The sequence below is a fragment of the Phaeobacter sp. CC-HEC084 genome (assembly GCF_059429255.1).
This window is the reverse complement of record NZ_JCAIJQ010000002.1, coordinates 1,583,035-1,608,525: the sequence shown is the minus strand read 5'-3', so window position 1 is coordinate 1,608,525 and position 25,491 is coordinate 1,583,035. Positions and strand designations below refer to the sequence as shown.

General features: G+C 60.9%; 23 protein-coding genes and 1 other RNA gene. 14 read left to right on the top strand and 10 right to left on the bottom strand.

The genetic code is table 11. From position 1 onward, the window contains the following. Positions 1-73: 73 nt before the first annotated feature. Both AC5SSZ_RS08035 and AC5SSZ_RS08030 read left to right on the top strand, forming a co-directional pair. Positions 74-3,130 carry an Rne/Rng family ribonuclease gene (locus tag AC5SSZ_RS08035; RefSeq protein WP_495437803.1) on the top strand — a complete coding sequence of 1,019 codons (3,057 nt, stop codon included), beginning with the start codon at positions 74-76 and terminating at the stop codon, positions 3,128-3,130. 58 nt (positions 3,131-3,188) lie between these two features. Continuing rightward, the gene (locus tag AC5SSZ_RS08030; RefSeq protein WP_495437802.1) at positions 3,189-3,596 is read left to right on the top strand and encodes a DUF4440 domain-containing protein; all 408 of its coding nucleotides are present in this window, start codon (positions 3,189-3,191) and stop codon (positions 3,594-3,596) included. A gap of 48 nt (positions 3,597-3,644) precedes the next feature. Here AC5SSZ_RS08030 and AC5SSZ_RS08025 read toward each other — a convergent pair whose 3' ends face one another. Then, entirely contained in the window at positions 3,645-3,878 is a 234-nt protein-coding gene (locus tag AC5SSZ_RS08025) for a sulfurtransferase TusA family protein (protein ID WP_274827971.1), read from the bottom strand. Between the two features lie 93 nt (positions 3,879-3,971). Here AC5SSZ_RS08025 and AC5SSZ_RS08020 point away from each other — a divergent pair, with 93 nt between their 5' ends. From AC5SSZ_RS08020 to AC5SSZ_RS08010, 3 genes are all read left to right on the top strand, one after another. Next, positions 3,972-4,724 (top strand): cytochrome c biogenesis CcdA family protein, encoded by a 753-nt coding sequence (locus AC5SSZ_RS08020; RefSeq protein WP_495437801.1) that lies wholly within the window; start codon positions 3,972-3,974, stop codon positions 4,722-4,724. 70 nt (positions 4,725-4,794) lie between these two features. Beyond that, positions 4,795-6,087 carry a hypothetical protein gene (locus tag AC5SSZ_RS08015; protein ID WP_495437800.1) on the top strand — a complete coding sequence of 431 codons (1,293 nt, stop codon included), beginning with the start codon at positions 4,795-4,797 and terminating at the stop codon, positions 6,085-6,087. Next, positions 6,084-7,451: a cytochrome P450 gene (locus AC5SSZ_RS08010; RefSeq protein WP_495437799.1), complete on the top strand. Its 1,368-nt coding sequence runs from the start codon at positions 6,084-6,086 to the stop codon at positions 7,449-7,451. The genes AC5SSZ_RS08015 and AC5SSZ_RS08010 overlap by 4 nt, the downstream gene beginning before the upstream one ends. Here AC5SSZ_RS08010 and AC5SSZ_RS08005 read toward each other — a convergent pair. Genes AC5SSZ_RS08005 through fumC form a run of 3 tightly spaced genes read right to left on the bottom strand, consistent with a single transcriptional unit; the run spans position 7,436 to position 9,233 of the window. Continuing rightward, positions 7,436-7,666 (bottom strand): ribbon-helix-helix domain-containing protein, encoded by a 231-nt coding sequence (locus AC5SSZ_RS08005; RefSeq protein WP_065273393.1) that lies wholly within the window; start codon positions 7,664-7,666, stop codon positions 7,436-7,438. The genes AC5SSZ_RS08010 and AC5SSZ_RS08005 overlap by 16 nt on opposite strands. Next, complete coding sequence (locus AC5SSZ_RS08000; protein ID WP_347509858.1) at positions 7,663-7,839, bottom strand: DUF4169 family protein; 177 nt, start codon at positions 7,837-7,839, stop codon at positions 7,663-7,665. Before AC5SSZ_RS08000 ends, AC5SSZ_RS08005 begins: the two co-directional genes overlap by 4 nt. After that, on the bottom strand, positions 7,839-9,233 hold the full coding sequence (fumC, locus tag AC5SSZ_RS07995; protein WP_274827975.1) for a class II fumarate hydratase: 1,395 nt from the start codon (positions 9,231-9,233) through the stop codon (positions 7,839-7,841). Before fumC ends, AC5SSZ_RS08000 begins: the two co-directional genes overlap by 1 nt. Before the next feature lie 198 nt (positions 9,234-9,431). Between fumC and AC5SSZ_RS07990 the strand changes: the two genes are divergently transcribed. Next, positions 9,432-10,055 (top strand): hypothetical protein, encoded by a 624-nt coding sequence (locus AC5SSZ_RS07990; protein WP_495437798.1) that lies wholly within the window; start codon positions 9,432-9,434, stop codon positions 10,053-10,055. Positions 10,056-10,196: 141 nt separating this feature from the next. Here the strand turns inward: AC5SSZ_RS07990 and AC5SSZ_RS07985 are convergent, their stop codons facing one another. The 6 genes from AC5SSZ_RS07985 to AC5SSZ_RS07960 form a co-directional block, all read right to left on the bottom strand. Then, positions 10,197-10,670: an SspB family protein gene (locus AC5SSZ_RS07985; RefSeq protein ID WP_274833897.1), complete on the bottom strand. Its 474-nt coding sequence runs from the start codon at positions 10,668-10,670 to the stop codon at positions 10,197-10,199. Positions 10,671-10,792: 122 nt separating this feature from the next. After that, positions 10,793-12,094, bottom strand: a complete 1,302-nt coding sequence (gene chrA, locus AC5SSZ_RS07980; RefSeq protein ID WP_495438326.1) for a chromate efflux transporter — start codon at positions 12,092-12,094, stop codon at positions 10,793-10,795. Positions 12,095-12,183: 89 nt separating this feature from the next. After that, positions 12,184-12,630 (bottom strand): ester cyclase, encoded by a 447-nt coding sequence (locus AC5SSZ_RS07975; protein WP_065273398.1) that lies wholly within the window; start codon positions 12,628-12,630, stop codon positions 12,184-12,186. 158 nt (positions 12,631-12,788) lie between these two features. Then, complete coding sequence (locus tag AC5SSZ_RS07970; RefSeq protein WP_274833901.1) at positions 12,789-13,253, bottom strand: ester cyclase; 465 nt, start codon at positions 13,251-13,253, stop codon at positions 12,789-12,791. A gap of 88 nt (positions 13,254-13,341) precedes the next feature. Then, positions 13,342-13,694, bottom strand: a transfer-messenger RNA (tmRNA) gene (gene ssrA / locus AC5SSZ_RS07965). A 53-nt stretch (positions 13,695-13,747) separates the two neighbouring features. Further along, complete coding sequence (locus tag AC5SSZ_RS07960; protein ID WP_065273400.1) at positions 13,748-14,485, bottom strand: FadR/GntR family transcriptional regulator; 738 nt, start codon at positions 14,483-14,485, stop codon at positions 13,748-13,750. Positions 14,486-14,693: 208 nt separating this feature from the next. Here AC5SSZ_RS07960 and AC5SSZ_RS07955 point away from each other — a divergent pair, with 208 nt between their 5' ends. From AC5SSZ_RS07955 to AC5SSZ_RS07920, 8 genes are all read left to right on the top strand, one after another. Then, positions 14,694-15,797: a dimethylsulfoniopropionate demethylase gene (locus AC5SSZ_RS07955; RefSeq protein ID WP_274827979.1), complete on the top strand. Its 1,104-nt coding sequence runs from the start codon at positions 14,694-14,696 to the stop codon at positions 15,795-15,797. A 16-nt stretch (positions 15,798-15,813) separates the two neighbouring features. Continuing rightward, the gene (gene acuI / locus AC5SSZ_RS07950) at positions 15,814-16,806 is read left to right on the top strand and encodes an acryloyl-CoA reductase (protein ID WP_495438325.1); all 993 of its coding nucleotides are present in this window, start codon (positions 15,814-15,816) and stop codon (positions 16,804-16,806) included. 177 nt (positions 16,807-16,983) lie between these two features. Further along, positions 16,984-18,207: an aminotransferase class V-fold PLP-dependent enzyme gene (locus tag AC5SSZ_RS07945; RefSeq protein WP_495437797.1), complete on the top strand. Its 1,224-nt coding sequence runs from the start codon at positions 16,984-16,986 to the stop codon at positions 18,205-18,207. A gap of 30 nt (positions 18,208-18,237) precedes the next feature. Further along, positions 18,238-19,674 carry a cryptochrome/photolyase family protein gene (locus AC5SSZ_RS07940; protein ID WP_495437796.1) on the top strand — a complete coding sequence of 479 codons (1,437 nt, stop codon included), beginning with the start codon at positions 18,238-18,240 and terminating at the stop codon, positions 19,672-19,674. Between the two features lie 162 nt (positions 19,675-19,836). Beyond that, positions 19,837-20,277 carry a TrgA family protein gene (locus tag AC5SSZ_RS07935; protein ID WP_065273832.1) on the top strand — a complete coding sequence of 147 codons (441 nt, stop codon included), beginning with the start codon at positions 19,837-19,839 and terminating at the stop codon, positions 20,275-20,277. 33 nt (positions 20,278-20,310) lie between these two features. Then, positions 20,311-21,435, top strand: coding sequence for an NUDIX domain-containing protein (locus AC5SSZ_RS07930; RefSeq protein WP_495437795.1), 1,125 nt, complete (start codon positions 20,311-20,313; stop codon positions 21,433-21,435). Between the two features lie 81 nt (positions 21,436-21,516). Next, on the top strand, positions 21,517-22,551 hold the full coding sequence (locus AC5SSZ_RS07925) for a cysteine synthase A (protein ID WP_065273405.1): 1,035 nt from the start codon (positions 21,517-21,519) through the stop codon (positions 22,549-22,551). Then, positions 22,548-24,983, top strand: a complete 2,436-nt coding sequence (locus AC5SSZ_RS07920) for a DUF3772 domain-containing protein (protein WP_495437794.1) — start codon at positions 22,548-22,550, stop codon at positions 24,981-24,983. The genes AC5SSZ_RS07925 and AC5SSZ_RS07920 overlap by 4 nt, the downstream gene beginning before the upstream one ends. Positions 24,984-25,491 lie beyond the last annotated feature (508 nt).

The following is a 25,491-nucleotide window of genomic DNA, read 5'->3' as shown; positions in this document are numbered from 1 at the left end:
ACCACCCAAAACACGCGCAGCCCCCCGGAAGAGGAGGGGCTTTGTTTGCACTGGGCAGGTGCACCAAGGAAACATGGCCAAGAAGATGCTTATCGATGCCACCCACGCGGAAGAGACCCGCGTCGTGGTGGTTGATGGAAACAAGGTCGAGGAGTTCGACTTTGAATCCGAAAACAAACGCCAGCTTGCCGGCAATATCTATCTCGCAAAAGTAACACGGGTCGAACCTTCGCTTCAGGCGGCCTTTGTCGATTACGGTGGAAACCGCCACGGGTTCCTCGCGTTTTCGGAAATCCATCCGGACTATTACCAGATCCCCGTCGCCGATCGTGAGGCGCTGATGGAAGAAGAGCGCGCCTACGCCGAGGCGATGCGCGCCCGCGACGAGGAAGAAGAAAGCAAACCGTCCCGTGGCTCGCGCTCGCGCAGCCGCAAGTCTTCGCGCACCAAGGCTGCCAAGGCGAACGCCGGTGATGCGGTGGAGACCAAAGAGGTCACGCCGCAGGACAATGGTGATGATGCGTCCACCCAGGCCCGGGAAAAAGACAGCCCGAAAAAGGCTGAAATCGCGGGTATGGAAACCATTGATCTGGAGGCCGAAGACGGCGCTGCGGATGACAAGCTTGCCGAGGTCCCCGAGGGCACCTCGCCGATGGAGACCGTCGCGGAAACCCCGGTTGAAGAGCCGGATGGCGACGATCAGAACGGTGCAGAGGCTACCAGCACCGAAGAAGCGGCTGGCGATGACGCGGCCGCCAATGCTGAGACAGTCGAGGATGCCGGTGCGGACAACGGTGATGTAGCCGACAAGGCTGAGTCTGCCGAACAAGACGAATCTGACGACAAGGACGAGGACGACAAAGAAGACACCGCGAAGTCCGACGCGACCTCGAAAGATGAGACCATCGAATCCGTTGCTGACGAGGACGACAGCGAGGACATCCGTCCGCCGCGCAAACCGCGTCCGCGTCGCTACAAGATCCAGGAAGTCATCAAGGTACGCCAGGTTCTCCTGGTGCAGGTCGTCAAGGAAGAGCGCGGCAACAAAGGCGCGGCGCTGACCACCTATCTGTCGCTGGCGGGCCGTTACTGCGTACTGATGCCCAATACTGCCCGTGGCGGTGGCATCAGCCGTAAGATCACCAATGCCGCCGACCGCAAGAAGCTGAAGGATATCGCGACCGAACTCGACGTGCCGCAGGGCGCGGGCCTGATCGTGCGCACCGCTGGTGCCAAACGGACCAAGGCCGAGATCAAGCGCGACTATGAATATCTGCAACGCCTCTGGGAACAGATCCGCGAGCTGACGCTGAAATCCATCGCGCCCGCGAAGATCTATGAAGAGGGCGACCTGATCAAACGCTCGATCCGCGACCTCTATAACCGCGAGATCGACGAGGTTCTGGTTGAAGGCGAGCGCGGCTATCGCATCGCCAAGGACTTCATGAAGATGATCATGCCGTCCCACGCCAAGAACGTGAAAAACTACAACGAGACGCTGCCGTTGTTCGCGCGCTATCAGGTGGAAAGCTATCTGGCGGGCATGTTCAACCCGACGGTGCAGCTGAAATCCGGCGGTTACATCGTGATTGGTGTGACCGAGGCGCTGGTGGCGATCGACGTCAACTCCGGCCGGGCGACCAAGGAAGCCTCGATCGAGGAAACCGCGCTCAAGACCAACCTGGAGGCCGCCGAGGAGGTGGCGCGCCAGTTGCGTCTGCGTGATCTTGCGGGCCTCATCGTCATCGATTTCATCGACATGGACGAGCGCAAGAACAACGCCGCCGTCGAAAAGCGCATGAAGGACAAGCTGAAGACCGACCGCGCCCGCATTCAGGTGGGCCGCATTTCCGGCTTTGGTCTGATGGAAATGTCGCGTCAGCGTCTGCGCCCCGGCATGATCGAGGCGACAACGGCGCCGTGCCCGCATTGCCATGGCACCGGCCTTATCCGCTCGGACGACTCGCTCGCTCTGTCGATCCTGCGTCAGATCGAGGAAGAAGGCACCCGCCGCCGCTCGCGCGAGGTTCTGGTGAAATGCCCGGTGGCCATCGCCAATTATCTGATGAACCAGAAACGCGAACATATCGCGCAGATCGAAGCGCGCTACGGTCTCTCCGTGCGCATCGAGGGCCACCCGCATCTGGTCAGCCCGGATTTCGAGCTGGAGAAGTTCAAAACCGCATCGCGCACTGTTCCAGTGGCCGCGTCGCCCGTGGTCTCTGTTGATACTTCGATCATGGATCAGATCGATGCCGACGAAAGTGAGGCTGCGGAAGCAGAGGAGACAACCTCTGTCGACGAGGGCAACAAGACCCAGCCTGAGGCCGAAGGCGATGGTGAGAACAAACCCAAGCGCAAGCGTCGTCGTCGGCGGCGGCGCAAGTCCGGATCCTCGGATCAGGACAATGGCGAGAACAACGGCGATCAGTCCGAAGGTGATAAAGACCAGTCTGCTGGAGTTGCGGAGGGTGACAAGTCTACGGAAGACGGTTCGGCGCAGGACGCCAAGTCTGATCAGCCCGCTGACGCAGCCGAGGCCAAGGCGGAGGGCGCGGAAGAGGGTGCTGAGCAGGAAGAGAAGAAGCCTGCCAAACGCACCCGTCGCACCCGCACCAGCCAGAGCCGCAGCCGCAAAAAATCTTCCGATAAACCGGCAGAGGCTGCAGAGGCCGAGACCGCAGATGCGGTGACCGAAGAGAAACCCGCAGAGCCCGACCAAGCCGAAAGCCCCGCGTCGCAGCCAGAAGAAGCTGTTGCTGCCGAAGCACCTGCGGAAGCAGCTGCCGAAGCGGAAGCTGCACCCGATGCCGCTGAGGCTGCGCCTGCGGAAGAGCCCGAGGCGGTAGAACCCGCCGAGGCAACTGCTGCTGCTGAGCCGGAGGCCGCGCCTGAGGTGGAACCGGCGGCAGAAGAGGCAGCCGCCGAAACTGCACCTGCCGAGGCGGAGACCGCTGCGCCTGAAGAGGCCGAGAAACCCGCTGAGCCGGAAGCTACGGCCCCTGAGGCAGCAGAACCGGAAACCAAGGAGCCCGAGGTGGCTGTGGCAGCGGCAGAACCTGCGCCAGCGCCAGAACCGGAAGCCCCGCCCAAGCCCAAGCGCCGCGGCTGGTGGTCACTGGGAAGCTGAGACTGATATCGGGGCGGGCCACAGGGTCCGCCCCTTTTTCATTACTGAGGGGATCGCCATGGCAAAGACGCGGCCGCACAGCGACACAGAGCTACTGAACGCACTGCTGGAGTGTGAGGCGCGGGTTTGGCAGGCGCTGCAGACCGGCGACAGTGCAGCCGACGCCGCCTTGCTCAGTGCGGATTTTCTGGGGGTTTACCCGGACGGCTTTGCGGGCCGGGAGGATCACGTGGCGCAGATCAGCGCTGGTGCGTCGATTGACCGCTACGAGATCTCGGAGGCAAAGGTCAGGGCGCTGGGGCCGGATCACGGACTGCTGTCTTACCGCGCACTCTACAGCCGCTGCGGTAAGGAGGTGGAAGAGGTGATGTACGTCAGTTCCATCTGGCAGCGCACTGATGCAGGCTGGGTCAATACCTTCAGCCAGGACACTCCGGCGCTTGGTCCCGAGAGAGAGACAAACTGACCTGTTCAGGTGCGTGGACCTGGCTTTCGCCCCATGTAAATAGGGATCTCAGCCGCCTTTTCGGATGCGGTAGATCTGGTGACCGGTCCCGTCGCTTTGGCCAAGGAACTCATGCCCGGCCTCGGCGCAGAAATGCGGCACATCGATAATGGCCGCAGGATCATCGGCCAGCATGGTCAAAGTATCGCCCGGCGCCAGCGCCTTCAGCCGTTTGCGGGCCTTCAGAACGGGCAGGGGGCAAAGCAACCCGATGGCATCTAGAGTGGTGTTTTCGTCTGTCATATCCTGCAGATAAGGTGCCTCTCACAGCCTGTCCACAAGGATGTGACCGCAGGTACCAGTGACCTTTGGTCTGCACTGGATTAAGTGAGAGCTATGTTTGGAATTGAAATCATCGACGCAGGACTGATTCCTGCCATGTTCGTGGCGCTGACGGCTGGTCTTATCAGCTTTCTGTCGCCCTGTGTGTTGCCGATCGTGCCGCCCTATCTGGCCTATATGAGCGGCGTCACCATCGGAGAGATGCAAGGCACGGCAACCGCCCGGCGCAAGGTGATCGTCTCGGCACTGTTCTTTGTGCTGGGGCTGTCGACGGTGTTCCTGCTGCTGGGGTTCACCGCCTCGGCCTTTGGCGCCTTCGTCCTGCAAAATCAGGAGCTGTTCGCCAAGGTCTCCGGCGTTGTCGTGATCGTCTTTGGCCTGCACTTCCTGTCGGTCTTCCGCATTCCGATCCTCGACCGCGAAGCACGGATGGAAGCGGGTGAATCCGGTGGGTCCGCCATCGGGGCCTATGTGCTTGGTCTCGCCTTTGCCTTTGGCTGGACGCCCTGCATCGGCCCGCAGCTGGGCGCGATCCTGTCGCTGGCGGCCTCTGAGGCCTCGGTCAGCCGCGGAACGCTGTTGCTCGGCGTCTATGCGCTTGGACTGGGCGTTCCCTTCCTACTGGCGGCGATCTTCCTTAACCGCTCAATGGCACTGATGAACCGGATGAAGCGCCACATGGGGCTCATCGAAAAAGTGATGGGCGGCCTGCTACTGGTGGTTGGGATCATGCTGGTGACCGGTCTGTTCTCCACCTTCTCCTGGTGGCTGCTGGAAACATTCCCCGCGCTTGCAACACTTGGCTAAGAGCCGCCGCCGGGGTCTTACTCTTGCCCAGATCCGCCGCTAATCTCGAGTGAAATCGGATGAGGCCGGAATGGGCAGAACGGCAAGGCAGGACTGCGATCAATCCATCGGCGGTGCAACAGTGCGCCGCCGACAGGTTTTTTACATCCCCGGTTACGATCCCATCCACCCCCGCCGCTATCGCGAGCTTTACCGCAGCGAAAGCGCCGCCCAGGCGGCGATCTCCGGTTACCAGATCTCGCAGCGCCCCAAACAGGCTGACGGCCCCTATGGCTGGCACGTAGAGGCCGAGATCGACGGGACCGAGGTGACGGCCGATGTAGAGGTTCTGGTCTGGTCCGACATCGTGCGGGGCAGCATGGCGGCCTCCATCCCGGCGACCTATCTGCAACTGTCGCGGACCGCCTGGACCTATATTTCGACCGGCGCGCTTTTCCGCCTAATGCGTCTGCGCAAGGGGCCGGTGATTGCGGCGCTTTATCCGGTGGGCATGCTGCTGCTGCAATTGTTGTTGGCGCTGGCGTTGGGGGCTGTTGTCGGCGGTGCAATCGACTGGCTCGCACAATGGGCACTCAACTCCGTGGCCGGGCCTCAGACAGCGGCGGTCATCGGCGCGGTGGTATTCATTGCGGCGCTGATTTTAACTGCGATTGCACTGCTGCGCTGGTTCAAGGCGCGCGATGGCAAGCTCTTTGCCTATTACCTGATGCATGATTACGCCTATTCCGCATCCTCGCGCGGGGCCAACCCGCCCGAGCTGGAGGCCCGCATGGCGGAGTTCCGGCAGCTGATCCGCCGTGCCATCGAAGAGAATACAGTGGATGAGGTTTTGGTCGTTGGCCACTCATCCGGCGCCCATGTTGGTGTTTCGGTGCTTGCGGATCTGTTGCGCGAAGGGTTGCCCGCGGCGCGCCCGGCGTTGGGGTTTCTCAGCCTTGGTCAGGTGGTGCCGATGGTTTCCTTCCTGCCAAAGGCCGACCGGCTGCGCGGCGATCTGCGGTATCTGTCGGTCAGTCCGGAACTTTCCTGGGTAGATGTCAGCGCGCCTGGGGATGGCTGCGCCTTTGCCTTGTGCGATCCGGTCTGCGTCAGCGGCGTTGCACCAGATGAAAAACGCTGGCCACTGGTCGTTTCGGCAGCCTTTACACAAACGCTGAGCCCTGAGCGCTGGAAAGAGCTGCGTTGGCGGTTCTTCCGGCTGCATTTTCAGTATCTCTGCGCCTTTGACCGGCCCGGTGACTATGACTACTTTCAGATCACCGCAGGCCCCATCACGCTGGCAGAGCGTTACGAGGGGCGGTCGGCGTCGAAATCCCGGATCGAGGCGCCGACCTCGGGCTATACCTCGGTGTCATCGCCATGACGCCCCTGCCACCCAAACCACCCGCGCGCGCCGACAAAGTATCGCTCTGGCGCTATGTGAGGCTGTTTCGCAAGGACATCCTGTCGGCGCAGCCCGCGCGGCTTTACCGGGCCTGGATGGCGGAGTTTCGCACGCCCTTCTTCCGGTCCTTCCTGCTGAATCAGCCGGATCTGGTGAAAACCGTGCTGAAGGACCGCCCGGACGATTTCCCGAAATCGGACCGGATCAGCGAGGGGCTGAAGCCGCTGCTGGGTAATTCGGTGTTCCTGACCAACGGCGAAGTCTGGAAGCGCCAGCGCCGGATCATCGACCCGGCATTCGAAGGCGGGCGTCTGAAAGAGACCTTCCCGGCGATGCGTGCCGCTGCCGAAGCCGCTGCCGCGCGCCTCAAGGGGCAGGAGGGGGAGGTGGAGATCGAAGCAGTCACTTCGCATGTGGCGGCGGATGTAATTTTTCGCACGCTGTTTTCCATCCCCATCGAGCACGAGGTTGCCGCCGAGGTATTTTCCCGCTTCCGGGACTACCAGCGCAGCCAGCCAATCCTGAATCTCGCCGCCTTTGTACCGGTGCCGCGCTGGATGCCGCGTTTCTTTCGCAAGGGAACGCGGGAAAATGCTACGCGAATTCGCGCCCTGATTACCCAGTTGACGGATGAGCGCGCAGCCGAAATCGCTGCCGGAACCGCGCCGCAGGACCTTGCGACCAAGATCATGACCACTGCCGACCCGGAAACCGGGGCGCGCTTTTCGACCGAGGAAATGGTCGATCAGGTGGCAATCTTCTTTCTGGCCGGTCATGAAACCAGTGCTTCGGCGCTGGCCTGGACGCTTTATCTGATGGCGATTTATCCGGAGTGGCAGGAAAGGGTGGCCGAGGAAGCCGCCGCGCTTGAGGACGACAGTTTCGCCGCAGTATCCCGCCTGCGCATCAGCCGCGATGTGTTCCGAGAGGCGCTGCGGCTCTATCCGCCGGTGCCGATGATGGTACGCGAGGCGACTTGCCCCGAACACTTCCGCGACCGCGAAGTGCCGAAAGGGTCGCAACTGGTGCTCAGCCCCTGGCACCTGCATCGCCACGAACGGCTGTGGGACAACCCGGATGGCTTTGATCCGGAGCGCTGGCAAACCGAGAATGGCAAAAAGTGTCAACGCGAAGCCTATATGCCGTTCTCGGCTGGTCCTCGTGTCTGTACCGGTGCTGGCTTTGCCATGGTCGAAGGGCCGTTGATTCTGTCGATGCTGCTGCGCCATTTCCGGGTGGCGCCGGTGGTAGGCAAGGAGCCTGTGCCGGTTGCCCATCTGACGGTGCGGGCAAAGAATGGGATCTGGCTGCGGCTGGAGCGGCGGGATCAGTCCCCGGTCTGATGCGCCTGCAGGTGGCGCAGAACGTACAGGCGGATGGCCGAGGCCAGCCCGCATTCTGTTCCGCGTTCTTCATCAATGTCGGCAGCCAAGTCGTTGATTGCACGGCCTTCCTTGGCGGCTATGGCGCGGAAGGCAGTCCAGAATTCATCCTCCAGTGAGACCGAGGTGCGGTGCCCGCGCAGGGTCAGGGAGTGTTTCTTGGGACGGTTGCTCATTCTTCGGACTTGTGACCGTCAAGTTGGCGGTCGCTTTTGTCACGCCGACTGCGGTCAAGCTGCTTTTCGGCCTTGCTGCGGCCGAATTTCACAGCGTTGGCATCAGCGCGGGCCTTTTTGTCGGCCCGCGCTTTTTGTTTTCTGAACCGGTTCAGATTGACCGGTTCCGCCATCAGGCCTTGGGCCCGATCATGTCTTCGGGGCGCACCACGGCGTCAAAGGTCGCTTCATCCACAAAGCCGAGCGCGATGGCTTCTTCCTTGAGGGTGGTGCCGTTCTTATGCGCGGTCTTGGCGACCTTGGTGGCGTTGTCATAGCCGATGGTCGGCGCCAGTGCGGTGACCAGCATCAACGACTCTTTCATCAGCTTTTCGATGCGGGGCTCGTTCGCCTGAATGCCCATCAGCATCCGCTCGGTAAAGCTGTCCGCCGCATCACCCAGCAGTTGGATCGACTGCAACAGGTTGTAGGACATCATCGGGTTGTAGACGTTCAGTTCAAAATGGCCCTGGCTGCCAGCGAATTTGATCGCGGCGTCGTTGCCCATGACATGGGCGGCAACCTGTGTCAGCGCCTCAGCCTGTGTTGGGTTCACCTTGCCCGGCATGATCGAGGAACCAGGTTCGTTTTCCGGCAGGATCAGCTCACCCAGACCCGAACGCGGACCAGAGCCGAGGAAGCGGATGTCGTTTGCGATCTTGTAGCAGCTGCCTGCGATGGTCGCGAGGGCGCCGGACAGGAACACCATGGCGTCATGCGCGGCCAGTGCCTCGAACTTGTTCGGTGCTGTGACAAAAGGCAGGCCGGTGATCTCGGCCATGTTGGCCGCTACGGTCTCGCCCCAGCCGTTCTGGGTATTGAGCCCGGTGCCGACGGCGGTGCCGCCCTGTGCCAGCTCATAGATACCGGGCATCGCGGCCTCGACCCGTGCCAGACCCTGACGGATCTGATGCGCGTAGCCAGAGAACTCCTGGCCCAATGTTAGCGGGGTCGCGTCCTGGGTGTGGGTGCGGCCGATTTTGATGATGTCTTTGAACTCTTCGGACTTCTTTTCCAAACCTTCGGCCAGTTTGGTCAGGCCCGGCACCAGCACGTCGCGCACTGACATGGCGGTGGCGATATGCATCGCGGTGGGGAATGTGTCGTTCGAAGACTGGCCCATGTTGCAGTGATCGTTGGGGTGAACCGGATCCTTGGAGCCGATAACGCCGCCGAGGATTTCGATCGCGCGGTTGGCGATCACCTCGTTCGAGTTCATGTTCGACTGGGTGCCGGAGCCGGTCTGCCAGACAACCAGCGGGAAGTTGTCGTCGAACTTGCCTTCGATCACCTCACCGGCGGCCTGGATCACCGCATCGGCGATCTTGGCGTCCATTTTGCCAGAGGCCTTGTTGGCCATGGCGCAGGCTTTCTTGATCACGCCCAGCGCGCGCACGATGGCGACGGGCTGTTTTTCCCAGCCAATGGGGAAGTTCATGATCGAACGCTGCGTCTGTGCGCCCCAGTATTTGTCGGAAGGAACTTCCAGCGGACCAAAGCTGTCTGTTTCGGTGCGGGTATCGGACATCTTGTCTCTCTCCGTCTCGTATGCCATTGCATGCCGTTTAGCCGACGCCCGGGTCAGGCGCAATCGGCCAGTTGCGCGCATCATAGGGAAACGCGCGCGCGGGTATAGGGACAAATGGGCGCGCCGGATTGCCTGCGCCCTGAAATAAGCTAAAGTCACCGGAAGATACTTTCGCACATCTGTAGACAAGGAACGCCAGTGCCCGATTACTCTGCCCCCTCCAGTCCATCAGCCGTTGCCCGCGTCAGGGCGTTTCCGGCCGTACGTGACGGTGTGGCATGGCTCCGCTGGGTCATGCTTCAGGCTGCGATGTTTTGTGCCGCAGTTCTGCTGCTTGCGCAGGCGGCTATTGCGGATATCGCGCCGTTTGTCGGGGCCTACACCGGGTCGGTGATCGTCACCCATGCCAACGGCGAGAGCGAGCTGCGGGACATGAGCGTGACGATTGCTGAGGCCAAGAAGGGATTTACCGTCAAATGGAGCACCGTCACCATCAAAGGGGGCGGCAACCGCAAGGCAAAAACCTATGAGATCAGTTTCGTGGACAGCGATCGGTCGGGCATTTTTGCCGCTGCGATGGAGCAGAACGTCTTTGGCCATGCCGTCCAGATGGATCCGATGAAAGGCGATCCCTACGTGTGGAGCCGGATTGCCGGAGATACCTTTACGGTGTTTTCAATGTTCATCGCGCCGAACGGCGATTACGAGATGCAGCAATACGACCGCACCCTGGTCAAAGGGGGGCTGGACCTGAAGTATGTGGTCCATCGCAATGGTGAGCCGACCCGGATGGTTTCGACCTTTCTGAAACGTCAGGACTAACGCCGCGCCGACTGCTGATCGTTTAAACGGACAAAGGCCTTATTTGGGGTGTCTGAAAAAAACGCCACCCGCGACGCGCAAAAGGTTTAGCCGTATTTCGCGATCTGGGTTTTTGGTGATCCGGCGGGCCGCGACCGGCGGTTACTTGCGGAAACTGTCCAGCGATACCACCTCGGCGTCGGTTTTCTCCGCCGTCTCGTCCGTGGTCGTATCTTCCTCGGGCGCGGTGGTGTCTTCGGGCTGTTCGTCCTCGACGTCGTCCTCGGCGGTTTCGAACCGCAGGCCGAATTCGACGGAGGGGTCCACGAAGGTTTTGATCGCGTCGTAAGGAATATAGAGCGGCTCTGGCGTTTCACCGAAATTGAGCGTTACGGCAAAGCCATCCTGATCGACGGCAAGATTGTCATACCAGTGCTGCATCACCACGGTCATTTCTTCCGGGTAGCGTTCGCGCAGCCAGTCGGCAAGCTGGGCATCGGGATGACGGGTGTCAAAGGTGATGAAGAAGTGATGATTGCCGGGCAGACCGTTGTCCGCCACATCCTGCAGGACGGTGCGGATCAGGCCGCGCATGGCGGAATGCATCAGGTTACCGTAGTCGATTTCTCGGGACACGCTGAGACCCCTTTTTCTTTTCCCCAGCATAGGGGATTCTCCGGGAAACGAAATAGTTACCGGGACCGATTTGTCAAAAAAACAGCGGAACGAAGGGGGCGTTTTCCGCTCTGGCACAGGGATTACGGGAGCAGCAGATCGGGTGCAGCCGCAACTGCGAGCCCCGCCACAACCATAAGCGCCAGAAGCCAGAGCAGCCGCCCGCGCAGCGCGATGGTCGCGCCCGCTGCCACTGCTGTGAGAAACAGCGCCTCGGCGTCAAGGCTGCTCCAGTCGGGCACCACAAAGGACAGCGGCCCGACCTGTGTCTGCGGCAGGTCGCGGAACAGGACGTGCAGCAGGAACCAGACCGACAGGTTGAGGATGACACCGGTAACCGCAGCGGTGATCGCCTTTAGCGCGCTGCCAAGGCGGGGATGCCGCGAGAGGCGCTCCACATAGGGGGCGGCGGTAAAGATCCACAGGAAGCAGGGCACGAAGGTCGCCCAGAGGGCCACCGCCCCGGCAGCCAGGAACACGGGCATCCCGCCGGTCGTCAGCCCGGCCAGCATTGCGATGAACTGGGTGACCAGGATCAGCGGTCCGGGGGTGGTTTCTGCAAGACCCAGCGCGTCGATCATCTGCCCGGCGGTGACCCAGCCATGCTGCTCGACCACGGTCTGGCTCATATAGGCGAGCACCGCATAGGCGCCGCCAAAGGTTACCACGGCGAGTTTGGCAAAGAACCAGCCAATGTCTGCCAGAAAGCCGAAGCCGGAAAAATGCAGCAGTGCCAGCGGCGTCAGCCAGAGAATGCTCCAGAAGGCAGCGACCCGCAGCGGCGATTGTGACCCGTGTCCCTTTGTGACTTCTGCCGGTGCCGCTGCCGGTGCCTGGCCTTTCACAAGACCAAACAGACCTGCGCCCAGGACGACAACGGGAAAGGGCAGGCCAAGGAAAAACAATCCGACAAAGCCAAGTCCGGCGAGGGCCCAGTCGGAGCCTTTGCTGAGGGCCTTCTTACTGAGCCGCCACAGGGCTTGCAGAACCACGATGATGACCGCTGCCTTGATCCCGGCAAAGGCGGCCTGAACCCCCGGCACGGTGCCAAAGGCAGCGTAAAGCCAGACCAATGCGGCGATAACTGCGGCGCCGGGCAGCACAAAGAGCAATCCGGCCAGAATCCCCCCAAAGGTGCCGCGCAGGCGCCAGCCGGTATAGGTGCACAGCTGCATCGCTTCGGGGCCGGGCAGCAGCATGCAGAAGGAGAGACCGCGCAGGAATTCATCTTCGCTCAGCCAGGGGCGCTGCTCCACCAGTTCGCGATGCATCAGTGCGATCTGGGCGGCCGGGCCGCCAAAGCTCAGCAGGCCGATACGAAGGAAAACGCGGAACAGATCGCGAAAATCCGGGCGGTCGGGCGTGAAGCTGGCAGACAAGTCGATCTCCGCGGCTGATCGGGGCAGGGTCTTGCATGCCTATAGGGCAGCCGCGCCCGCGGAGACAGAAAAAACTAGCTTAGTCTGTGGAGGGATTACTGAGCCCAGATCAATTGTTCGCCTGTGAGGCAGATCGGGAGGGAATCCTCGGGCAACTGGCCAAGCTGCTCGAACATCTTCATGTAGTCTATGGTTGCAATAAGTTCTGTCACTATTGCTTCTTTGACCCGGGCGATGATCTGCCCGGTAAAGCGAACGTCATCCCCAGTTGCGGCGGATTGCGCCTGCACGATCAACTTTACTGCAACCCACTCCCCCTGCTCGACAGGATAGGCGTATTCGAAGTGAATATTCTTTAGCAGGTCATTCAACGCGGTGACCACTTCGCCATAGTTCTGTGGCGCAGCCAGCTCTGATATCGCTCCCTGCATCGTGGTGCCAGAATTGGAGAGGGCATTTATGGCGGCCGTATCCGCCTCTTCCCAAAGCTCGTGAAACCATTGCTTTACAGTCTCAAGAACGCTGCCTGTCTGATGAGTCATTCGTTGGGGTCTCGGTTGGTCAGAGTTGAAGTGTCAATCCGGTACTTGTTACCAACAGTGAAGTCGAGAGGGCTTGTGGCTGCGAATCAACCACTTTTACGTGTGTATGTTTTCTAGTGAGAAAGAGTAGGGTTGAGCTTGTTTGCGAGGCTGGCGGTCTAATGCGCCGTGGCGAGGCTGTGGGGTGTCTGTCTGACCCAGTCGAGCCGCTGCCCGGTCATACAGATCGGGATCGTGTCGGGCGGCAACAGGTCCATTTGCTCCAGCAGGCAGATATAATCGACGTGATTATAGGCTTCGGCGATTCTGCCGTTTTCGAACCGGGCCATGACCTGCCCTGAAACCTCAAGCGGGGCGCCCGTGTCGGTTCTTGAGGTGCGCACGACGAGAAAGGCTGAAACCCAGTCGCCTTCGGCGATCACCTTGGGCAGGTCCACTTCAAACCGCCCGACCTGGGCCTGAAAGGTCATGATAAGGTCTCGGAAATCATCGATTCCCATCTGCATTTCAGGAACGATTCCCTTGGCGATGGTGTCCGGTGCAATGAAATCTGTGATCGCGTCCAGGTTTCCTTTTTCCCAGACCTCGGTATACCAGTTTCGCAAGCGTTGAGCGTTGGTCATCACAGTTCTCCGTCTTGCGCATAGGATGCGCCCAGAGTCTGAATAAAACCTATACGGGTGCCTGTGATCGTTGAGAAAGCTGGGGAAAAGTGCAGGTTTCTGTTGCCAGGTACCTGCGAACCCCGCCTAACGCGGCTAGGCGCTAGGACTTAAAGTCGGTTCGACTCGAACTGCTTACGCAGCCAGAGCAACCGGAGCACGATTGTCGTTTGCAATTGTACTAGTTTCGCCGATAACGGTGGCAGACAGCCGAGACAAAGCTAACCCCTTTAGACGTTCGTCGATCCTGTTTCGGCCCCATGATCCCCAAACGAAGGATATATGGTGGAGCCGCCGGGTACCGCCCCCGGGTCCGATCCGCTTATTACGAGCGCGTTTATGTCCATAGTTCCACGAGGGAACAGTGAGAACATAGGTGCTGACCGGGCGGAGTTAAAGGGGCAAATCGGATAGACAGTGCGAATTTTCTGGGCCGAATTACCTGCGATCAGGCGTCAGGTAGAGACCGCCGCAGCACGTGCGGCAAAGACATCCGAGGCCAGCTTGCGCGTTTCCTTTTCCAGATCACTGAGGCCTTCGCTGGCAGCGGTGCCGTCACCGGATTCGATGGCATCCGCGATGCGTCCGTGCAAATCCACGATACGTGCACGGTCCCTTGCGGTGAAAGTGATCATGTTCATCAGCGGCTGCATCGCCTCGACTGCGCCAGCCAGCTGATAGGACAGGACCGGATTGCCCGCGCCATCGACGAGCGCCCGGTGAAAGGCAACATCCGAGGCGCAGAAGGCTTCATCGGTCAGGCCGGGCTGGGACTGGCGGAACATCTCGGTCCGCATCGTGGCCAGTTGATCGGCTGTGCGCCGCTGGGCCGACAAGGGCGCGCAGGCGCGCTCCAGCGCATAACGCGCTTCGCAGGCTGTGTCGAAACTGACCGCATTCATCGACAGCAGCAGGGTCGAGGTGGTCACCTGCTGGGGGTAGGCATCCTCAAAACTCAATCGGTTGACGAAGGCGCCACCGGTGGCGCCGCGCTGGGTGCGGATCAGCGATTGCGCCGCAAGACGCTTCAGCGCCTCGCGCACGGTGGGGCGGGACACTTGAAAATGGTCGGCCAGTTCGGCCTCGGAAGGAAGCCGTTCATCGACGATCAGCTGGCCGCCGATAATGGCGTCCTTGATCGCCTGCGCGATTTGCACGGAGAGGTCGTCGGAACTGGAAGGGTCGATTTTCATGGATACTGTCCTGTCGATATCCGGCGTCATTACCATATCGTGAGGGGCTGTAAAAATCATTTGTCAGACATTTAAAAGTCTGACATTTGGGGAGCAAGCGTTGAGTCGCGGTTTCTGACCCTTGGGTGAAGCGTAAAAACCCTGTTCCGGTGAGGATGAGGAGGACCGCAGGCTACTGGGCAACACGCCTTGCCAGGGAGGATTTGCAATGGCACTGATTTCACCGTCGCGTCGGCTGCGGCGCACCCCGTTTTCCCAAGGTGTGGAAGAGGCCGGAGTGCGCGCCTACACCGTTTACAACCACATGCTGCTGCCCACGGTTTTCGAAAGCGTCGAGGCGGATTACCATCATCTGAAAAACCATGTTCAGGTCTGGGATGTGGCCTGTGAGCGCCAGGTTGAACTGCGCGGACCTGATGCCGGGCGCCTGATGCAGATGCTGACCCCGCGTGATCTGCGCGGGATGACGGCAGGCCAGTGTTTCTACGTGCCCATCGTCGATGAAACCGGCGGCATGCTGAACGATCCCGTGGCAGTGAAGCTGGCCGAGGACCGCTGGTGGATCTCCATCGCGGACAGCGACCTTCTTTACTGGGTCAAGGGGATCGCCAATGGCTGGCGTCTGGATGTCCTGGTGGATGAACCAGATGTCTCACCGCTGGCCGTGCAGGGGCCCAAGGCCGAGGAGCTGATGGTGCGCGTCTTTGGCGAAAGCATCCGCAATATCCGCTTCTTCCGCTTCGGGGTCTATCAGTTTCAGGGTCATGATCTGGTCATTGCGCGCTCGGGGTACTCCAAACAGGGCGGGTTCGAGATCTACGTGGAAGGCAGCGAATTTGGCATGCCGCTGTGGCGCAAGCTGTTCGAGGCGGGTGAGGATCTTGAGGTCCGCGCGGGCTGTCCGAACCTGATCGAACGGATCGAGGGCGGCTTGCTCAGCTACGGTAACGACATGACCGATGACAACACGCCGCATGAATGTGGTCTGGGCCGGTTCTGCAATACCCATACGGCGATTGGTTGTATCGGCCGGGATGCGTTGTTGCGGGTCGCCAAGGAAGGGCCGGTACAGCAGATCCGCCCGATTGCCATCGACGGGGATGCCGTGCCACCCTGTGATCAGTTCTGGTCGGTGTTTGCAGGCGGTCGTCCGGCGGGGCGAATTTCCTCGGCGGCCTGGTCGCCCGATTTCCGCACCAATGTGGCAATCGGCATGATCCGCATGACTCATTGGGATGCGGGCTCAAGACTTGAGGTGGAAACACCCGACGGTATGCGCACGGCCACCGTGCGCGAGAAATTCTGGATGTGAAACGAGGGGAAGCATGATGTTCAACGCATTGGTCGTGAATAAGGACGAAGACACCGGAAAGACATCTGCGGCGGTCGAAGAGATCAGCCTTGATGACCTGCCGGAGGCCGAGGTGACGGTGGCGGTGGACTATTCCACCGTGAACTACAAGGACGGGCTCTGCATCGGCCCTGGTGGCGGTCTGGTCCGCAAATACCCGCATATTCCCGGCATCGACTTTGCCGGTACGGTCGAGGCGTCTTCGGATGCGCGTTACAAGGCGGGGGACAAGGTGGTCCTGACCGGCTGGCGCGTGGGAGAGGCCCATTGGGGCGGTTACTCCCAAAAGGCCCGCGTGCGCGCCGATTGGCTGGTACCGCTGCCCGACGGGCTGACAACCCGTCAGGCCATGGCAGTGGGAACCGCCGGGTTCACCGCCATGCTGGCTGTCATGGCGCTGGAGGATCACGGGCTGCAAAAGGACCACGGTCCGGTTCTGGTGACAGGCGCCGCCGGTGGGGTTGGCTCAGTTGCAACCGCGATTCTGGCTAATCTCGGCTATGAGGTCGCGGCCGTGACCGGCCGTCCAGAGACCGCGGATTACCTGCGCAGCCTTGGCGCGACACAGATCGTGGCCCGTGAAGAAATCAATGAGACGGTCAAACGCCCGCTGGAAAGCGAAACCTGGGCAGGCTGCGTTGATGCGGTTGGCGGGGCGATGCTGGCACGGGTGCTGGGGCAGATGAAATACGGTGCCTCCGTTGCGGCGGTGGGGCTGGCTGGTGGTGCGAACCTGCCCGCAACTGTGGTGCCCTTCCTTTTGCGCGGGGTGAACCTGCTGGGTATCGATTCCGTGATGCAGCCCTATGACAACCGCCTGCGCGCCTGGAAACGGATCGCGACCGATCTGCCGATGGACAAGCTGGAAGCGATGATCCAGCCCGCAACTCTGCAGGAACTGCCGCAACTGGGCGCAGACATCCTCAAAGGGCAGGTCAAAGGCCGCGTCGTGGTGGATGTGAACGGGTAACGGAAACACCGTTTTTCTGAGACGAAGGGAGCGCGCAGGGCTGATACTGCGCGCTCTTTCTTTTGGCGACGCATCTGGCGCCTCACGCTGCAGGACGGTTCCACCGCGTACCGGCGCTTGACCTTGCACGGCAAGATCTGCATCCCTTTTGCGAACACAAAAGCAGGGGAATGACAGATGGCGCTGGATATTGATTTTGTACGCGGGCAATTCCCGGCCTTTGCCGAACCCACGCTGCAAGGGCAGGCTTTCTTTGAGAACGCAGGCGGCTCCTATACCTGCAAGCCGGTGATTGATCGTCTGACCCGCTATTACACCCAGCGCAAGGTGCAGCCCTATGCGCCTTACGAGGCCTCGACCCTGGCCGGGGCAGAGATGGATGAGGCCCGGCAACGGCTTGCAGCAATCCTGGGGGTGGATACCGATGAGGTCAGCTTTGGCCCCTCGACCACGCAGAACACCTATGTTCTGGCGCAGGCGTTCCGGCAGTTCCTCTCCCCGGGGGAGGCGATCATCGTCACCAATCAGGATCATGAGGCCAATACCGGCCCCTGGCGGCGGCTGGCCGAAGAGGGCATTGAGGTTCGTGAATGGAAGATCGACCCTGCCACTGGTCATCTGGATCCGGCGGATCTGGAGACGCTGCTGGATGAAAACGTGCGCCTTGTTTGCTTTCCCCATTGCTCGAACGTGGTGGGAGAGATCAACCGGGTGACCGAGATCACCGCGCTTTGCCATGCAGCGGGGGCCTTTGTCTGCGTCGACGGGGTGTCCTACGCGCCGCATGGGCTGCCCAACGTCGGGGAGCTGGGACCGGACATTTACCTGTTCTCGGCTTATAAGACCTATGGTCCGCATCAGGGGATCATGGTCATCCGCCGTGCGCTGGGCGAAATCCTTCCGAACCAGGCGCATTATTTCAACGGCGACGTTCTCTACAAGCGCTTCACCCCTGCGGGACCCGATCACGCACAGGTCGCGGCCAGCGCCGGTATGGCGGATTATATCGACGCCCTGTGCGATCATCACGGCGGCCCTACCGAAGACGCGGCAGCGCGCGCCGGGTTCGTGCACGATCTGATGCGTGACCACGAGGTCAAACTGCTGCAACCGCTGTTGGATGCGCTGAAGGACCGCAACGATCTGCGCCTCATCGGGCCAAGCGACGCCGCCGTGCGCGCGCCGACCGTGGCTGTTGCCGTCAACCGGTCTGGCGCTGGGCTGGCAGAGGAACTGGCCGGGCATGGTATCATGGCGGGCGGCGGGGATTTCTACGCGGTGCGCGCGCTCTCGGCGATGGGGGTGGACCCGGAACAGGGCGTCCTTCGGATGAGTTTTACCCATTACACCAACGAAAATGAGGTGACGCAGCTGATCGAGGCCCTAGATCGCGTGCTGTAACGAGAATGGCAGCACAGGACTTTCAGACATATGACCAGCAATGCCCCGGTGATCTGGTGGATCCGGCGCGATCTGCGCCTTGCGGATAACCCGGCCCTGACGGAGGCGGCGCGCAGCGGCGCGCCTGTCATCCCGCTTTATATTCTGGATGCGCAGGACAAGGCGCTGGGCGCGGCTCCGAAATTCCGTCTTGGCCTTGGGCTGGAGAAACTCGCCGAAACACTGTCCGCGCGCGGCAGTCGGCTGATTTTCCGTCGCGGCGATGCGCAAGAGGTTCTGCGGCAGGTGATTGATGAGACCGGGGCAGGGAGCGTCGTCTGGTCGCGGCTTTATGATCCCGAGGCCATCGCGCGGGATACAGCGATCAAGGAAGATCTGAAGGCCTCCGGGATCGCTGTACAATCCCAAGGCGGGCGGCTGCTGTTTGAACCCTGGACGGTCGAGACCAAGGCAGGGGGCATGTTCAAGGTCTACACCCCGTTCTGGAAAGCCGTTCGCGATCGCCAGCCCGCCGATTTGCTGCCCGAGCCGGGCAAGCTGTCCGCGCCGGAGAGCTGGCCGGACAGCGATGCGGTGGCGGATTGGCAGATGGGCGCGGCGATGCGGCGCGGCGCCGATATCGTGCGGGCGCACTGCAATGTTGGCGAACAAGCGGCGCTGGACCGTCTGGACGGGTTTCTTGAAGCGGCTGTCGCTCGCTACAAGGACCGCCGCGATTACCCGGCCGAGGATGCAACCTCGAACCTGTCGGAAAACCTCGCATGGGGTGAGATCAGCCCGCACCGGATGTGGCATCTGGGCCAGCGCGCGATGGCAGGCAGCGGGAAAGGCGCGGAACATTTCCTGAAAGAGGTGGTCTGGCGCGAGTTTGCCTACCACCTGATGTATCACAGCCCGCAGATCCTGACGGAAAACTGGCGGCCAGAATGGGACGGTTTTGGCTGGTCCAGCGAGATCACCCCGGATGTGGAAGCCTGGCAGCGGGGGCAGACCGGGTATGACTTTGTCGATGCCGCGATGCGGGAGATGTATGTCACCGGCAGGATGCACAACAGATCGCGCATGATCGTGGCAAGTTTCCTGACCAAACATCTGATGGTGCATTGGAAGGTCGGGATGGACTGGTTTGCGGATTGTCTGGTGGACTGGGATCCGGCCGCCAATGCGATGGGCTGGCAATGGACCGCGGGCTCTGGCCCGGATGCGGCGCCGTTCTTCCGCATCTACAATCCGGAAGGCCAGATCGACAAGTTCGATGCAGATCGCCGTTATATCCGCCGATGGATGGCCGAAGGTCAGCGCACGCCGCCGCAAAGCGCCACCAGCTTTTTTGATGCGGCGCCGCTCAGCTGGGGCCTGTCCCCGGACCAGATGCGCGCCCGGCCCCTGATCGATCTGAAAGCGGGGCGGGAGCGGGCTTTGGAGGCCTATGGGCAGCACCGTAGCGCCGGACAGAAAGCAGGCTGAGTGACGCCGGGCAGGGTAGCTTTGTTGCCCAGTTGCGCATGGTGGCAGAACTTGTTCCCGGCACCCTTGTCTGCGAGGCGGGAACCGGCGAAATTGCTGGTCAATGCAGGATGCGGTGGCCGTTTGGGGGCGACCGCCACAACAGGAACGGAACCCGCCGGGATGCCAAACGGAGCACGACTGATCGCAGCCCTGTCGATGGCGCTGCTTGCCTTTGTTGTTTCGGGCATGATCATGCCCCTGATGCCCGAGGGTACCGATTTTGGCTATTTCACCTATGTGAACATGGCCATCGGGGTTGTCTGTGGCTGGATCCTGATGGGGCGGCGGGCTGGTCATGGTCTGGTGCCCGCCATCAACAACGGGATCACCGGCATGGCGGTGATGGTGTTCTGGGGGCTGTTCGTGCAGGGCGTCTGGGAGATGTTCCGGCTGGCCATGCGGCACCGGTTTGACGGGCCGTTCGAGGCGCTGACTGCGATCTTCACCATTTCGCTGGACTATTTCTTCGTTATGGCGGTGCCGCATGTCCTGCTGGCGCTGGTGATCGGCGGGGTTCTGGCGGGCCTCGCCACCGAGAACGCTCACAACCGCTGGCGCTGACTGTCAATTTTCACTTCATAATGGGGGAGCCTTGTGGCTGATCTCTTTTTATACGGCACGCTGCGCTATGTGCCGCTGCTGGAATGCGTTCTGGGACGCAGCGCCGAAAGTCTTGATGCGCGGCAGGCGCAGCTTGCAGATCATGAAGTGCGGCAGGTCAGGGGCCAGCCCTTTCCCGCCATCGAAGCCTGCGAAGGCGCCTCTGCGCCGGGGCTGCTGCTGCGCGGTGTGACGCAGCAGGATCTCGACGCGCTCAATTTCTATGAAGGCGGTTTCGATTATGCGCTGAAACAGGTGGAGGTGCGCCTGGAGGGGGGAGAGCCTGCGCATGCAGAGGTATATTTCCCCGCGCCCGGTATGTGGGATACCACTGAGCTTTGGGATCTGGAGGGCTGGATTGCAGACTGGGGCGCGCTGTCACTGCGCGCTGCCGAGGAGGTCATGGACCTGCGCGGTTGCAAATCGGCTGAGGAGATCGCCCGGATCTTCCCCTCGATCCGCCGCCGCGCCGCGTCCTGGTTGGCGGCGCAGGCCCGGCCAGAGGATCCGGCCCACGATCTGGCGCGGGATGTGCGGGTGCACGGCCACAAACGTGCCTATGTGAATTTTTTCGCCATGGAAGAGATGGATCTGCAGTTCCGCCGCTACGATGGCAGCTTCAGCCCGGTGGTGAACCGGGGCGTGGCGCTGGTTGGACGGGCGGCGGTGGTTCTGCCCTATGATCCGGTCCGCGATCAGGTGCTGCTGATCGAGCAGTTCCGCGCCGCGACCTATATTGCCGGGGAAAAACGCCCCTGGATGTGGGAGCCGGTGGCGGGTCTGATCGATCCCGGTGAGACGCCGGAAGAAACCGCCCGGCGCGAAGCACAGGAAGAGGCGGGCGTAGCCGTCACCCAGCTGGAGCGTGTGGCCGAGGTCTATCCATCAAGCGGCGCTTCAGGTGAATTCATTCACATTTTTGTGGGGCTTGCCGATCTTGATGCGGTCGAAGGGGGCGGCGGGCTGGCCAGTGAACACGAGGACATCCGCAGTAAAGTCATTTCGTTCTCTGAATTTATCGATGCGGTGGACAGGAATACCTATCAGGACATGCCTTTGGTAACGGCAGCGCTTTGGCTGGCCCGGCACCGGGACAGGCTTCGCGCGCACATCGGTTGAGCGGGGCACAGTTGTGGCTTCGCGCCTTGTGATCGGAGGGGCGGTTGGCTAAGTCTGTAGGGAAAGATCGAAAGGGATACTATGCGCATTGCACGTGATCTGGCCGATGCGATCGGCCATACGCCACTGATACGGCTGAACCGCGTCAGCGACGAAACCGGCTGTGAAATTCTGGGCAAGGCGGAGTTCATGAACCCCGGCCAGTCGGTCAAGGACCGTGCGGCGCTCTATATTATCCGCGACGCCATCGCACGCGGCGAGCTGAAGCCGGGCGGCACCATTGTTGAAGGCACCGCGGGCAACACCGGGATCGGTCTGGCGCTGGTGGGGGCCTCGATGGGGTTCAAGACCGTCATCGTGATTCCCGAAACCCAGTCCGAAGAGAAAAAGGACATGCTGCGACTTGCCGGTGCGCAACTGGTGCAGGTTCCGGCGGCGCCCTATCGCAACCCGAACAACTTCGTGCGCTATTCCGAGCGCCTGGCCAAGGAACTGGCCAAGACCGAACCCAATGGTGCGATCTGGGCCAATCAGTTCGACAATGTTGCCAACCGTCAGGCCCATGTGGAGACCACCGGCCCCGAGATCTGGCAGCAGACCGACGGCAAGGTCGATGGTTTCATCTGCGCTGTCGGCTCGGGTGGTACGCTGGCCGGCGTCGCAGAGGCGCTGCAGCCCAAGGGCGTGAAGATCGGTCTTGCCGATCCGATGGGCGCCGGGCTTTACAGCTATTACACCACCGGTGAAATCGCGATGGAGGGCTCCTCCATTGCCGAAGGCATCGGTCAGGTACGCATCACCAAGAACCTTGAAGGCTTCACACCGGATTTCAACTATCAGGTCCCGGACGAAGAAGCGCTGCCGTTTGTCTTTGATCTTCTGCATAACGAAGGTCTGGTGCTTGGCGGTTCGTCGGCGATCAACATCGCGGGCGCCGTCCGCATGGCCAAGGAAATGGGACCGGGCAAAACCATCGTGACGGTGCTGTGTGATTATGGCACGCGCTATCAGTCGAAACTTTTCAACCCCGATTTCCTGCGTGAGAAAAGCCTGCCGGTGCCGGACTGGATGACTCACGCTCCTGCCTCCATCCCGGGTGTATTCGAGGACGTATGAAACGCATAGCTGACTTGCTGCGCATTTGGGGGGCTGGGCTGATCCTGTTGATCGGCCTGGCCCTTCCGCTGTCTGCACAGAGCACGGAAGAGATCCGGGCCATGTCTGCCGAATGGCAGAAAACCGCGACGCGTGCGGAACAGGTAATTGATACCAACCGGGCTTCCAACGCTGCGCTGGAACAGCTGCGAAGCGAATTGGCCAGATTCCGGCAGACCTTTCTGTCTTCAGGCACCGACAACGCTGACCGGATCCGCACGTTGGAAGGGCAGCTCGAGGCGCTTGGCCCGCCCCCGGCAGAGGGCGAAACCGAGGCCGAGGATATCGCCCAGTTGCGGGCAAGCCTCCGAGATCAGCTGAATGCCTTGCGGGTCCCACGGGTGGTTTCTGAAGAGGCTTACAGCCGCGCCGACGGCTTGATTGCAGAGATCGACAAAATCATTCGTGAGCGGCGCACCAAACGGTTGCTGGAACGGGGGCCGTCGCCTCTGAACCCGCAATACTGGCCCGAGGCAGCGGCCGATCTGTCCGATGCCGGAATGGCGGTGTGGCATGAAACCGCTTTCCAATTGGGCAATGACACCACGCGGGAGCGGATCAGCAACAACCTGCCGGCGATTTTGCTGCTGCTGCTGTTGTCCGGGCTGCTGCTCTTGCGGGGACGCCCCTGGGCACGGGCTGCGGGCAGCCATTTGCGCCAATATGGCGGCGGTGGCACCGGCGTCTGGAGTTTCGTGGTCTCCTTGCTGGAAGTTCTGCTGCCGTTCGGTGGCATCCTGTTGCTGACCGCTGCAATCGATCTGTCCGGTCTTCTCGGGCTGCGCGGTTCGCTGCTGATGGATTACGTGCCGGTTTGGGCCTTCTTGCTGTTGTCCTTCCATTGGTTGGGCGAACAGGTCTTCAAGCCGCGCGACGGCAGCAGCCTGATCCCGGTTGCCGACAACCGGCACCAGCAGGCCCGGTTGATGCTGGATCTTCTGGCGGTGTTGCTGGTGCTGAAGGATGCGCTGATCCGTCTTGAGCAGATCGAAAGGATCTCGGTCGAGGCCCATGCGGTGCTGGGCTTCCCGCTGATCGTCTTTGCGGCGCTTGTGATGTTGCGGGTACAGCGGCTAACGGCCATCTCCGAGACGTCCGAGACCCAGCAGAGCGAGGACGACGACACCGGAGCGCCAGCTGTTTCAAATGTCGGGCGGATACGGTCCGTCGTGCGACGTGGCGCCTATACCTTGGGGATCGTGTCGCCGCTGGTGGCTGCAGTCGGCTATACCAGTGCGGCCGAGGCGCTGATTTATCCGGCAATCTCCACGCTTGCGATCCTCGCGGCAATGCTGGTGCTGCAACGCTTCATTGGCGATGTTTACGGCTGGCTTAGCGGCAAGGGGCAGACCGCGCAGGATTCGCTGTTCACGGTGATCTCTGGCTTCCTGCTGGTGACGCTGTCGCTGCCGATTTTGGCCATTGTCTGGGGGGCCCGCGTTGCCGACCTGACGGAGCTGTGGTCTCGGTTCCTTGCGGGCTTTTCGATTGGCGATACGCGGATTTCTCCGACCGCTTTCCTTAGCTTTGCAATCGTATTCGCCGCCGGGTATGCGCTGACCCGGCTGGTGCAGGGTAGCCTGCGCAATTCTCTGCTGCCAAAGACCAAGATCGATCCGGGCGGCCAGAATGCCATTGTTTCGGGGCTTGGCTATGCGGGGATATTCATCTCCGCTGTGGTGGCGATTTCCCTGGCCGGACTGGACCTGTCTTCGCTGGCGATTGTTGCCGGTGCCCTGTCTGTCGGGATCGGTTTCGGCCTTCAGACCATCGTGTCGAATTTCGTATCGGGCATCATCCTGCTGATCGAACGCCCGATCTCCAAAGGCGACTGGATCGAGGTTGGCGGGTTGATGGGCTACGTGCGGGACATCTCGGTGCGCTCCACCCGGATCGAGACCTTTGACCGCTCTGATGTGATCATCCCGAACTCTGACCTTATCACCGGGACTGTGACCAACTATACGCGCGGCAACACGGTAGGTCGCGTGATCGTGCCGGTCGGGGTGGCCTATGGCACGGACCTGCGCAAGGTCGAGAGTATCCTGATGGAGATTGCCAAGGCCAATCCGCTGGTTCTGATGAACCCGGCACCCAGTGTGATCTTCCAGGGTTTTGGTGCTGACAGTCTCGATTTTGAAATCCGCGCCATTCTGCGGGATGTGAACTGGGTGCTCTCAGTCAAATCCGAGATGAACTACGAGATCGCTCGCCGGTTCCACGAGGAGGGCATCGAGATCCCGTTCTCGCAGCGCGATATCTGGATCCGCAATCCCGAGGCTCTCGCGACATCGCAGTCTTCCGGTCCGGCTGCCCCTCGTTCGGCGGTCGACGATCCGGTTAAACCCGATCTTCAGGATCTCGACCCCGATCAAGCCGACGGAGAGGATTGAGCGGGCGCGCCTGACGTGCCCGTAAAACCTTGCGCGATGCGGCGTCGCGGGCGGCGGCGAATAGTTGATTCGTTAAGATTGCCGCGGCTGTTTGTTTCGTACGCAGCAACATTGGCGCTTGTTTCTAGTGATTACCTCAAATTGGGTGATTATTCGAGAAATTGGCCCGGTACGGCTGCTCGGATGTTTGGCGCTTCAAACAGACAAAAATTGCAATGAGCAGAGAAACAGAAGGCTGGGTATTGAGTGGATTTTGCACACAATAAGGGCGGTAGGTGCCGGATTGTTTCGAATGCTCGTTGCAAGTTAAGCCCTTGCCGTCGTTGATATACTCCAGCTTGGAAACAGTTTTTCAACGTTACAAACTCAAAGAGGGCGCGTTTCTTTGAGTTTCTACAAATCGTTTAAATTTTCTTTCGATTTTTTCCTTTGTTGGTTTCAGGGCCTAGGGTAGTTTCGATTGAGCCCATCTGGGGGGGCTGTTTTTGAGTACGCCGAAATTCGGCAC